Source organism: Sulfoacidibacillus ferrooxidans, from assembly GCF_022606465.1.
GTDB classification, from domain to species: Bacteria; Bacillota; Bacilli; order Alicyclobacillales; family SLC66; genus Sulfoacidibacillus; species Sulfoacidibacillus ferrooxidans.
Genome location: NZ_JALBUF010000031.1, coordinates 1 through 11,696 on the forward strand (window position 1 = coordinate 1; position 11,696 = coordinate 11,696).

The window sequence follows — 11,696 nt, forward strand, 5'->3', positions numbered from 1 at the left end:
CTTGTTTTTGTGCAATGTCAGCGATCGACTCTTTGGCTTTGAGATCGGCACGGAGTGTGCTTGGGCTGATCTTGAGGATGCTAGCGATTTCTGTCATTTGTTGACCACCTTGTGGTCCGAAGTGGTGCCCACCACCCATGAATCCTGTGCTATTGATCATATCCCCTACATGAGCATCAAACTGTGTGATCATCTTTTGCTCTTGAGCAGCTGTCATTTTCCCACTACTGACCGCCTTGTTGAGTTGTGCTTGAAAGTTCGCTTCCAGATCAGACGTCAAGGTAGCCGTCGATACCCCTTGTTTTTGTGCAATGTCAGCGATCGACTCTTTGGCTTTGAGATCGGCACGGAGTGTGCTTGGGCTGATCTTGAGGATGCTAGCGATTTCTGTCATTTGTTGACCACCTTGTGGTCCGAAGTGGTGAGCCCCTTGTCCTTGTGTGACAACTTGATTGACAGGTGTTGTCGTTGGAGTCGCTGCAAACGCACTCGCTCCTCCTAATCCTCCAAAAATACCAGCCACACTTAATACGGCAATAGAGTTGAGAGCAAAGGATTTCCGACTTTTCTTCATGGATCAAAACATCTCCTATGTGTTTAGTTTGTGTTGCTAAACTAGTTATACCCATTCAATTTTTGAATTCTATTAGAATTTGGTGTCTTTTTCTTGTTGACAATATCTTACGAACTGCTTGTTTGATCGACCGTTGCCTAGTGTTAGGTGGATGATACATCACATGTAGGACTTGCTCATAGGCAGGGGTCAGGCTTCAGACACATGTAATTGGATCGGCTACTTTATTAGACAGAAACATGAAGGTCAAGTAGACTTGAGTTCTCGTATAAAAGGAGCGTCTACCATAACTAAAGAAAGAAGAACATGTACTCCGAAATTCAAGCAGCAGATGGCCCAACTTTATCAAAATAGAAAACCAAGGAAGGACATCATCTGTGAATATGGATGATGTCCTTCCTTGGATAAATGGATGAAGCAAAGACAAACCTCAGGTTTATTAAAGGGTAATATTTCCTGTTGAAGAATAACTGATCCATTTGCGCAAGGAAAATAAATAACTACTCATGGAGAACGATATTGTAAAGCAAGCTGCGCTGATACGAGAACGAAAGTCAATGTGATTCGTCACCATGCGCATAAATACTTGATATCAGCAATGTACAGCGTCCTACAACTCCTGAGAAGCACCTATGCTTATGAAGCACATGGAAGGCGGTCTGAAGACAAACTAGTCGAAGCCATTCAGGAGATGTTCTACAACAGCCGGACACCTACGGTACTCGAAAAATCAAGGTTGAACGGAAGAAAAGAGACTGGATTGTATCCAGACGAAAAATGGGTAGAATCATGAAGGAACTTGGGTTGGTTTCGGGATATACAGTGGCACAGTGACAAGCTCCCGCCTCTAAGCGTTAGCGTAGGCGGTGAGTAGTTGATTCCTTGTATTTCATCCGTAGGGAAGATGTGAATGGCTTCGAGGGCACCTGATAAGTAATACTTTTTGTTGGCATGGCCATAAATACAAAGCCATGAGAGGAAGAACCTTCGGCTAGTAAGGAATACGTGATTCCAGGGGTGAGCACCGCATTTAACTGCTGTATGCCGTGGCTGGTTAGCGTAACCAATGAACCTTGTTGAATAAAATCTATCTTCGCTTGAAGCGTAATACCAATCGCACTGGATGTGTAGATCACATAAAGCAATCGAAGGGGTGCATCGTTCTCCATTTGAAAAGTAATGTGAACATGGTCTTTAACCAAGGAGTCACGTATTTGCCGAGAAGGTAATCGATCGAGAAAGAGTGAGGATGCTAGATCAAAGTCTGTATTTTTTTGTGTACTATATAATGTCTGTAATGAGCTTAAGGTCGGAGTATGTTGAGATGCAAAAGGATCATTCGTTTTAGCATAAAAGTCTGCAGCGACTACGGATGGATGCCACATCGAAAAGACGGCTATGGAGATCACCATGCTTACCCATGGATACATGGATGTTGGCTTTAACAGGTGTATATGTCGCATAGGATCGCACCTCTCCCTATTCATGAACAGCATAAGTCATAACGTATACAATCTATGGTATGAGTGGAGTCCCTTACTATAGATTCTCGTCGTCCATTCATTGGATTGAGAAGCATGAGGCAACGCAGGAGTGATCAGGAGCGTTATCCATCCTCATGAAACGCATTCACTAGAGTATCTGTATACACCCGTTGATGTACTTCATGTGCCAGAAACATACTGATGTTGCCCCTTTTTTCATCACTTTATTCCTGATCGATCAACCACGCATAGAGACAACGATCGAGTGAGTCGTGTCTTTACACGCATGTGACGTTGATCTGGCGAGACCCCATGAATCCTTGGGACTCATCGCCGTCATTCGTTATTGGTTGCAAGCAATCCGTGAGCTAGTAAATCCAGGATGTTCTTTTTCGACCGTACCCGGTATCTGATCCTGATTGGTGATTTCACTACAGATCTCATGGCAACCTTGCCTGATCGTTTTTAAGGTCAAGGTTTATTTAGTCCAGTGGGATAGATCACGTTCGATCATGGACTGTAGTTTCATCATATCGTGGGAATAAAAATTGATGAGGTTCTTCTTGGTCGTCTCATTCATCGATAATTTTTGTAAGGTCATTAATTTTGCTTGCTGCCCTAATCTCTGATGAAACGTAGTGGGTAGCACTTTTTTAAGCAGTTCCTTGACTGGATTGGGCTTTGCAAAAAAATTGTACATCGAACGGGATATGGGAACGCCAGATTCATTTAATCGTACAGAAGGATCAATTGTTATGTCTTGTTTTAATCCAAGGAACCTCCATATATCGTAGATGACACGTTCCGTATCATCACTTAGATCTTCATATAAGATAATTTTTAACTGTTTTTGTGAAAACATACGAAGATATCGTTCTACTTGAATGCTATATAAGCCCAGTTCTCGATACCACCACAGTGGCTGATACCCCATGTCTCTACGCGTAGCTTCTTGATACAAGGCTTCTTCAAATGATAATGTTTCCCTTCCATCACGTACCGTATGCATATAAGCAGAAAAAGCTCGATCAGCAGGATTCCTTAACACAAGAACAATTTTAGCGTCAGGGTTAAATTGATAGATACGCTCTGCGACATGAGGAAAATACAGATAATACACAGAGCTTTCACCGCGGATCGTCATGTCTTTACCGGCCTCAAAAAGCTGTATATACTGTTCGAGTGTCCGCAATCGATTGCGACTAAATCCTTGATCACCTGGGCCTGAAAATTCATGTGGGAATTGGTCGTTGCAAAAATAATGAGGTTCTTTGATTTCACTCATATAGACTTGGGGGTGAAAACTTACGTAATGATGAAGCGACGTTGTCCCTGATTTTGCCGCACCTGCAATGAAAAAATTCGGTCTACTATCCATAGTCCACACCCCAAGAAAGATATTTTCTGTTTTTATCATGGTTTCACGTGTAAAGCGTGATGTGCATGATGGCGCATACAAGGGCTGATGTTCCATGATCTGATCATGGATATCCATCACCCATGGCTTATCCTTTGCTCGATGCGCTTTCAGTGCAAAGATCGTATCCATGTTCATGGCTTCTCGAACGCTTAGAGACGAGAGCTTGTCACTGCACGGTCGTTCGTGAACGGTCTTCAACCTCTACCATAGTAGATATGGCGTGCTTATATAGTAACTGTTTCGTTCCTTTGGTAATAACCACCACACTAAAATTATCAAAACTTTCGATCGTCCCCCGTATCTGATATCCATTTACGAGAAAAATAATCGTCATTACTTTTTTCTTTCGTAAATCATTTAACCATGAATTTTGTATAGGACTATCCGCTGCACTCGTCATCTCAATGGTTCCACCTCCATCTATCTTTCATCATGAGCAGTCATTTCCCATGGTTGGTTGCACAACTGCTCATGATGCAGAATACACCATGACCTACTCGTAGCGTAACGCTTCAATCGGATTGAGCAGGGAGGCTTTGCGTGCCGGATATACGCCAAACAAGACGCCGATCAACACAGCAAACGACACAGAGAGCATCACTGCTACAGGTGACACTAAGTTGCTTTCCTTCATGATGATCCCTGCCACCTCCGCTCCCCCGCCACCGAGTGCTACGCCGATCAACCCGCCGCCTACACTGAGCACCACCGATTCGACGAGGAACTGCGTCATAATCACTCGCCGCTTAGCGCCAATCGCCTTGCGTATCCCGATTTCCCGCGTGCGCTCCGTGACAGATACCAGCATGATATTCATAATCCCAATCCCCCCGACGAGCAGCGAAATTGCCGCCACACCGGTAAGCAGATCGGTCATCTCTTGACTCACACTTTGCAAGGCACTGAGGATCGTCGCTTGGTTCATAATGGTGAAATCATCTGCCTGCCCAGGTCCTAAGTGGTGCAAATTACGCAACGTCGCCTCCACCTCTTGTTGCGCTTGATTCATCGCCGTTTGCGAACTGGCCGATACATCGATGGAACTGAGCACATCGGTCCCCGTAAAGTCATTCATCGCCGTTGTCACCGGAATCATCACCCGATCATCAAGGTTCTGATAGCCATTGGATCCTTCCGATGCCAGCACGCCAATCACACGAAACGGAATCCCGTTGATATCAATCGTTTGTCCAACCGGACTCTGATAACCAAAGAGCGTTTGTGCCGTTTGACTGCCAAGCACCGCCACTTGTGCACTCGTCGTGACCTGTTGTGGCAAGAAGAACTGCCCTGACTCCATAGGTGTGGATTTGACTAATGGATAGTTCGCAGATGTACCTTGCACCGACGTCGATGTATTATTGCTACCGTATACAATCTGCGCATTTTGTTGCACGAGTGGCGCTACCTGTGCGACATTGGGATCATTGGCCGCAATGGCCGCGGCATCGGCGTACACAAGTGTTGTCGAACTACCCGCACCAAAACTCACTCCACCTGCAGAACTCGATCCTGGCATGACTGTCAACAGATTGGATCCGAGCGATTCCACTTGGGTAGTGACTGCGTTTGTCGATGATTGCCCGACAGCTGAAAGAGCAATGACAGACGCCACCCCAACAATCACACCGAGCATCGTAAGCAGAGCACGCATACGATTAGCGCGAATACTGCGAAAGGCGGAGCGCAATACTTCAGTGAGTGACATAGCTCCCACCTCGTTTCGTGTGAATGACCGTTTCCTTTTGCATCGAAGGATCCTCCGATGCATGCGGCATATCCATACTCCTCACGTGACTTACTGTCCCGTGGCTGTCCATCATGCGTACAGACGGTGCGGCTGTATCAGATTCGATCATCCCATCGCGAAACCGCACAATGCGCTTGGCGTGTGCACCCACCTCATCTTCATGCGTGACAATCACGACCGTATTCCCCTGCGCGTGCAGCTCCTCGAACAGAAGCAAGATCTCTTCCGTGTTTTTCGTATCGAGTGCGCCAGTGGGTTCATCCGCTAACAACAGCAAGGGATGATTGACCAGCGCACGCGCGATGGAGACGCGTTGTTGTTGACCGCCAGATAATTCGTTGGGTCGGTTGTGCATGCGATCCTGTAAGCCCACGCGCTCTAGTGCCTGCATGGCGCGCTCGCGCCGCTCCTTGGGCGAAACGCCAGCGTAGACCATGGGCAATTCCACATTCTCGAGTGCCGATGTACGCGCAAGCAGATTAAAATTTTGAAAAACAAAGCCAATCTTCAGATTGCGTAGCGCAGCTAATTCATCCTCATGAAGTGTGCTCACCAAATGCCCGTCAATCGCGTACTCTCCAGACGTAGGGATATCTAAGCAGCCAATCAAGTTCATCGTCGTTGATTTACCCGACCCAGAAGGCCCCATAATCGCGACAAACTCCCCATGATCGATGACGAGGTCGACTCCGTTTAATGCGCGCATCACTTGGCCACCCACCTGATATTCGCGTACAACTTGTTGCATGAAGATCAGTGGAATGCGTTCCTCTGCACTCATCATCCACGACCGCCTCCTAACCCACCGCCGCCAAAGCCACCACCACCAAAGCCACCACCTGCACCACTTTTTGTTGCAGTTGTACTCGTAGTGGATGTAGCAGATGGAACAATTAATACAATTTTCTCATTAGGCGTGAGTCCTGACGTAATTTGTACGTTGTTCGTACCAAAAATCCCGGTTTGTACCGGTTGGAAGTACGTACCCTTTGGTGCATTCGATCCAACGACTCCCTTTCCACTAAATCCTGTCCCTGCTTTTGAATACGTAGCATCTCCAGATGCATCTCCATGACCATAGGTGCTACCCGCCTTGGCTGAAAAAGATCCTATACTTCCTGTTCCTGCGGGCTTGGTGCCTACCACATAGACACCCTCCATCGTGCCCACCTGTTGTAGCGCGATCGCTGGAATCTCCACCACGTGGTTGGCTGTTGCCGTTTGGATTGAGACACTAGTCGCCATACCCGAGAGCAATTGATCCGTTGGATCATTGACGACTGCAAGCACCGTGAAATTCGTCACATTATCCACCACCTGAGGCGTGGGATACACTTGTAGCACCGTTCCCGTGAAGGTTTGATTAGGCAATGCCGACACGGTCGCTTGAATCGGATCTCCTGCTTTGACTGATCCAATCCCTGCTTCTGGCACCTGAATATTTAACTCCATCTGATTCTGCGTATCACTCTGTAACGTCATCACAGGCGCTGAACCATTGACCAGTTCACCTGCCGTGTCATTAATCGCTGTAATCACCCCGGACATTGGAGCGCGTAGCGTCATATCGGCCTTGCTCGCCGCTGCTCCTTGTAGGGCAGCTTGTGCAGAACTCAGTTGTGCTTGTGCAGTCGTCACCGCCGCCTGACTTTCTTCAATCACAGCGGGCGTAGACGGTTGTTCCGTCTCTTGCAACGACGCCTGTGCGCTTTGCACCGCAATCTGATCTTGTTCCACAGTATTTTGCGCTTGACTGACCGCCTGTGCACCTGATGTGCGATCATTGTAGAGCGCTTGGGCTACTTGTAAGTCCTGCTGTGCCGACTTATACTGCGTCTGTGCCTCCGTGAGACTGACTTGTGCCGCCTGTACACTCACTTGCGATTGCTGGGCTAAATTCGTACTGCTCGCAGGCATCGCATCCGCTACATTTTTTTGTGCTGTGGCTAGATTGGATTGTGCATTGGCAATGGCTGTCTGATCATTTTGGACGGTTTCCTCGCCCGCATTGTACTGTTCTTGCGCCTGTTGAACATCTGTGTATCCCGTGTTGAGCTGCTGATACTGTGTATCTGCCGCCTGCATCGCCGACGAAAAAGGGTTTGCTGCATCGGGATTGGTCGTTTCCCCTACAAATTGATTGTAACTGGCTAGTTCCGACTGGTATGCCTGATAAGCCTGCTCCACTTGCGCTTCGGTGATCGTGCCATACTCTTCTTGAGCGGTACTCAGATCTTGGCTAAGAAGCTGCAGATTCGTTTGCGCGAGAGTTAACTGCTTTTGTGCAGAGGTCACCGCTTGTTCATCCGTACTCACGATTGCTTGAAGTGCCGTCACGTCTTGGGGTGTTCCGCCTCCATCGAGTGCCGCCTGTGCCGTCAGTTGGGTCTTTTGCAAATTCACTTGTGCCGCTTGCACGGCCACCTGATCTTGTGCCACCGTGTTTTGCGCACTGACGAGTTGTTGCTGTGCACTCGACCGATTATTATAGATCGCCACTTCATCTTGATACTGCTGTTTATCACCGGCTAACGTAGCATTGGCCCTTGCAACGGCCGCTTGTGCCACGGCAATCGTCGCTGCAGTCGGCCCTTCTTGTGCCGATAGAAGTTTAGCCTGTGCCTGCTCCAGATTGCCTTGTGCCGCAGTGACCGCCGCTTGATCTTGTGCCACCTGTGTCGTTTCTGATGAGTCATCTAGCGTAGCTAGCACCTGACCTGCCGTTACCTTTTGTCCGATGCTTACATTGACCGTCGCAAGCGTCCCTGTTCCACCACCATCAAATGACAAATTCACCGTCGTAGCTGGTTGTACCGTCGCTGCAGCAGACACCGTCTGCACCACATTGCCATACCCTACTGTATAGGTTGAATACGCCGGCGTCCCTGATTGTGACAGATCTTTGGCAGCCACTGTCGCCCCTGTGCCAAGCACAATGGCCACAGCCAATGCACCGTATAACCATGTGCGTTTCTTTTTTTTCAATAGAGGTACCTGTACCTTTTGAGCGATCGTGCTCATGTTGTTAACCACCCTATCATCCATATATTTTATAAACGTGTATTCGTACATCCGTCGATCCTTCGGTCATTTCATTTAAAGGGATACTACGAACGTGGTCCCTTTTCCAACGCTACTTGTCACAGTCAATTGCCCACGATGAGCATCGACAATCCATTTTCCGATAGCAAGTTCTAGTCCAGTTCTGGTCTTATCTACACAGGAACCTACCCTGGTGTCTCGATAGAATCGGTCAAAAAGATGGTCAACTGCGAATGAATCCATTCCAATTCCTGTATCCTCTACGGTGACATAAGTTTTTACGTCATCTTGGACACAGGAGATGGTCACCGTCCCTTGATTGGGAGTATATAGAATGGCATGATCGACTAAGATCCATAGTAGCTGTCGCAAGCGTTGTTCATCTCCATGGACAATCACGTTGGCTTGCACAGCCCACTCCACGTTTAACCCATGTTGTGCACCAATCACTTGTATCAGTTCCTCCATGTCAGCTAGCATGTCAGATACATTGATCGGTTGCAGGATCAGTTCACATTGACCTGAATCGGCACGTGCAAGTGTCAATAACCCCTCCACTAACTGAGTGATTTGCTCCGCTTTTTGATCAATCATAGAAATACGCTCTGCTTCCGTTTCCACTGTGTGAAGAGGATAGCGAAAGAGGAACTGGGCTTCCTCTTGAATCGAAACTAGTGGCTTTACAAGTTCGTGAGATGCATCGGCAATCAATTGACGCTGTCTCTCCCACGACAAACGAATGGGAGCAACTGCCTTTTGGGCCAGAAACCATCCTGCCATAATCAGCGTGAAGATCCCGATGCCTACCATGGACATCAGCAGCAACAGAAACTCATGCAATTCTTGAGCTTGTATAGTGACCGTTTGCACGAACTGTATCGTAGTACCGATCGGTAGACCTAGTTCACGAGTGGAAGCCATGCTTAGATCCATCACGCGCCAAGATTGATCACCATCTCGTAAAGAAAACGGCACCTTAGACGTCAGGTGATGGTGTAATGTGCTTAGTTGTGACGGCGTAAACGAGTCATGTGGCTCCTGCTCTAGTAGTTGATGAGTGGGAGACCAAACCACCATGCCTATGGATCCACTTCCTAGCCCATTCACCAGTTGTGGCAAAGCAGTACGTTGACTGCGTGCGCCATCGGCTATGTTCTCATAAGAACGTGTGACTATGGCATGGGATGCTGTTCTATCTAACGATTGATCCACTGGCTGAAATACCACGTGTTGCATCCAAACATAAAATAAAATGGACAAGAACAGTAATAGAACTGAAAACACACTTGCATTGAGCAGCGTGAGGCGTACATGAATCGTAGAAAACATCTTCATTTACCTATATCTCCTACTAGATCCTCCTTATCAAACGTACGACGATGACTTCATCACCTCACAAGGATGGACACGAGATGAGATGCATTCTCTGTTTGTATTGCGATATTCTTGAATCGAGGACACTTTGTATATCGATCTTCATCCAAGATGTATGGTCTGTACTCAGTATGAAAGATTCTTTTTAGATTTCTATTTGAAAAGAATGACTTCATCCGTTACATTTCAAGCTAATTTATTGTTCTACACCCAAAAGCACACCTTCATATGTAAATTCATCTATAAATAGAGATAAAATAGAATCTGTTTCATCATAGTACGAAGAGCCATTGCGAATAGGTAGTCAAAACATAAGGTGAAGGGAGTGTTCTATTACACATTCCAAGGCTCTGGTGCAAAGCATACGCGTAGCATAGATTTGTCCGTTTGTGACTTCGTCGATTCAACGGATAATAACCCAAATCATCGATCTACAAGTAACGCCGTTGAAGAAGTCGGCAGGTGTTGTAACTCAACCTGCTTTTTTCCTAGCATATGCATAGCTTCTATCCCTGCAAGGGTCTTTTCAGCAGTCTCGAATGACTTGAACCCGAGCATTGGTTTGGTGATCCTTTTGATCAATCGATGGTCTTGTTCAGGTATGTTCTCTGCCGGATGATGGTGTCCTGTGGGATCTCCGTTTCATCCTTTCATTGCTGTAATGCCGGCGGATACGCAGGATTTTTATCCACAGTAACAACACGCGGTGATGGATCGTGCGGGGATGATAAAGCCTTCTTAAAGAATCGTTTTGCAGTGGAGATGTCTCGATCTTCACAGAGCATGAAATCCATGGTTTGACCTTGAGAATCCACCGCCCAATAAAGATACCTCCATTGTCCTTTTACTTTGATGTATAAATGTTAATCTAAATATGACCACTTTCGCTTGAATAAAGATGTACAGATTTGACTCTATCTTGCATACTTGTCCCGAGGGGGATTCGTATGTACATGCAGATAGATATTCAAACCAGTGTAGAGATTTGCAGTTTAGTAGACTTGCCGAAAATAAAATTATTAATGGAGAATCTCAAGATGAAAGTGAATAAAAGCCAATTAGCTAGAGAAATGGGAGTCGATCGCAGAACAATTAACAAGTATCTCGAAGGCTTCTCTCGCAAAACCACAAAAGATAAAAGGTCTAAAATTGATGAGTATTACGAAGTGATCGCCGCCCTTCTATCTACAGAATCAAAGCAGATTTTTTACTACAAACGAGTGCTATGGCAGTACTTAACTGACAATCATGGCCTAGACTGTTCGCAATCTGCATTTCGTGCTTACATGAAACGAAAGCCAGAATTCGAATCGTATTTCAATAGTGGTCAACGTCTTCCATCTCCACAAGCAACGATAAGATTTGAAACAGATCCTGGAATACAAGCACAGCTTGACTGGAAGGAAAGCATTCCCTATGAAACAAAAGAGGGTGAAAAAGTAGACATAAACGTGGCGGTACTATGACTATCCTATTCACGATTCAGGGCTTATCACCTCAGCATCTCAAAGTCACAGAGCGTCTTACTCTCATTCCTGACAGAGACCTTTGAAGCCTTTGGTGGTGTGCCTAGAGAAATCCTCACCGACAATATGAAAACGGTGATGGATATAGCTAGAACTGAGTACGATGCAGGTAAGGTCAATACGAAATTTGCTCAATTCGCATCAGACTTTGGCTTTCTTGTACGCCCCTGTATTGCCGGACGACCACGAACGAAGGGAAAGGTAGAAGCTCAGATGAAACTATTAGATGAAATCCATGCGTATCAAGGCCAATTCAGCCTGGCAGAGCTACATGAATACGTTCAGAAGCTCTGCAACCGTATCAACCATTCCTTTCATCAAGGGACAGGAAAAGTGCCCGTTCTAGCACTAGAAAAGGAAAAGAACCTCTTATGTCCACTACCAGCGGAGAGTATAAGATGGACCTCTGTCAAGTTACTGGACACAAATCGAAGAACTATTTTACGCAACTGACGCAGACAATAGATCCTCCATCTGCTGGGGTGTTTTATAGCCAAGCGCTGAGTGAATTCGGTTGCGATTGTAG

Annotated in this window: 8 protein-coding genes and 3 pseudogenes; 2 read left to right on the forward strand and 9 right to left on the reverse strand. The window is 46.5% G+C overall.

Annotated elements, in window-relative coordinates:
• The coding region (locus MM817_RS15660) for a hypothetical protein (RefSeq protein WP_419723425.1) at positions 1-574 on the reverse strand (574 nt) is incomplete at its 3' end.
• A 717-nt stretch (positions 575-1,291) separates the two neighbouring features.
• Here MM817_RS15660 and MM817_RS17600 point away from each other — a divergent pair.
• A pseudogene (locus MM817_RS17600) lies at positions 1,292-1,408 on the forward strand (IS3-like element IS655 family transposase); the annotation flags it as partial.
• Between the two features lie 20 nt (positions 1,409-1,428).
• On the opposite strand, the gene MM817_RS15665 reads toward MM817_RS17600, so the two are convergent.
• From MM817_RS15665 to MM817_RS15700, 8 genes and pseudogenes are all read right to left on the reverse strand, one after another.
• The gene (locus MM817_RS15665) at positions 1,429-2,037 is read right to left on the reverse strand and encodes a hypothetical protein (RefSeq protein ID WP_241716875.1); all 609 of its coding nucleotides are present in this window, start codon (positions 2,035-2,037) and stop codon (positions 1,429-1,431) included.
• Positions 2,038-2,536: 499 nt separating this feature from the next.
• A complete protein-coding gene (locus tag MM817_RS15670) occupies positions 2,537-3,607 on the reverse strand; it encodes a sulfotransferase family protein (protein WP_241716876.1) in 1,071 nt (356 codons plus the stop codon).
• Between the two features lie 37 nt (positions 3,608-3,644).
• Entirely contained in the window at positions 3,645-3,878 is a 234-nt protein-coding gene (hfq, locus tag MM817_RS15675; protein ID WP_241716878.1) for an RNA chaperone Hfq, read from the reverse strand.
• Between the two features lie 93 nt (positions 3,879-3,971).
• Entirely contained in the window at positions 3,972-5,186 is a 1,215-nt protein-coding gene (locus tag MM817_RS15680) for an ABC transporter permease (protein ID WP_241716880.1), read from the reverse strand.
• The gene (locus tag MM817_RS15685; RefSeq protein ID WP_336605204.1) at positions 5,173-6,012 is read right to left on the reverse strand and encodes an ABC transporter ATP-binding protein; all 840 of its coding nucleotides are present in this window, start codon (positions 6,010-6,012) and stop codon (positions 5,173-5,175) included. The genes MM817_RS15680 and MM817_RS15685 overlap by 14 nt, the downstream gene beginning before the upstream one ends.
• Positions 6,009-8,249 carry an HlyD family efflux transporter periplasmic adaptor subunit gene (locus tag MM817_RS15690; protein WP_241716882.1) on the reverse strand — a complete coding sequence of 747 codons (2,241 nt, stop codon included), beginning with the start codon at positions 8,247-8,249 and terminating at the stop codon, positions 6,009-6,011. The genes MM817_RS15685 and MM817_RS15690 overlap by 4 nt, the downstream gene beginning before the upstream one ends.
• 75 nt (positions 8,250-8,324) lie before the next feature.
• The gene (locus tag MM817_RS15695) at positions 8,325-9,605 is read right to left on the reverse strand and encodes a sensor histidine kinase (protein WP_241716884.1); all 1,281 of its coding nucleotides are present in this window, start codon (positions 9,603-9,605) and stop codon (positions 8,325-8,327) included.
• A gap of 462 nt (positions 9,606-10,067) precedes the next feature.
• A pseudogene (locus MM817_RS15700) lies at positions 10,068-10,501 on the reverse strand (IS6 family transposase); the annotation flags it as partial.
• A 90-nt stretch (positions 10,502-10,591) separates the two neighbouring features.
• Here MM817_RS15700 and istA point away from each other — a divergent pair.
• A pseudogene (gene istA / locus MM817_RS15705) lies at positions 10,592-11,569 on the forward strand (IS21 family transposase); the annotation flags it as partial.
• Between the last annotated feature and the right edge of the window lie 127 nt (positions 11,570-11,696).

Coding starts and splice junctions, on each gene's coding strand:
- MM817_RS15695 (WP_241716884.1), bottom strand. CDS start 9,605: ATGAAGATGTTTTCTACGATTCATGTACGCCTCACGCTGCTCAATGCA.
- MM817_RS15670 (WP_241716876.1), bottom strand. CDS start 3,607: ATGGATACGATCTTTGCACTGAAAGCGCATCGAGCAAAGGATAAGCCA.
- MM817_RS15680 (WP_241716880.1), bottom strand. CDS start 5,186: ATGTCACTCACTGAAGTATTGCGCTCCGCCTTTCGCAGTATTCGCGCT.
- MM817_RS15685 (WP_336605204.1), bottom strand. CDS start 6,012: ATGATGAGTGCAGAGGAACGCATTCCACTGATCTTCATGCAACAAGTT.
- hfq (WP_241716878.1), bottom strand. CDS start 3,878: ATGACGAGTGCAGCGGATAGTCCTATACAAAATTCATGGTTAAATGAT.
- MM817_RS15665 (WP_241716875.1), bottom strand. CDS start 2,037: ATGCGACATATACACCTGTTAAAGCCAACATCCATGTATCCATGGGTA.
- MM817_RS15690 (WP_241716882.1), bottom strand. CDS start 8,249: ATGAGCACGATCGCTCAAAAGGTACAGGTACCTCTATTGAAAAAAAAG.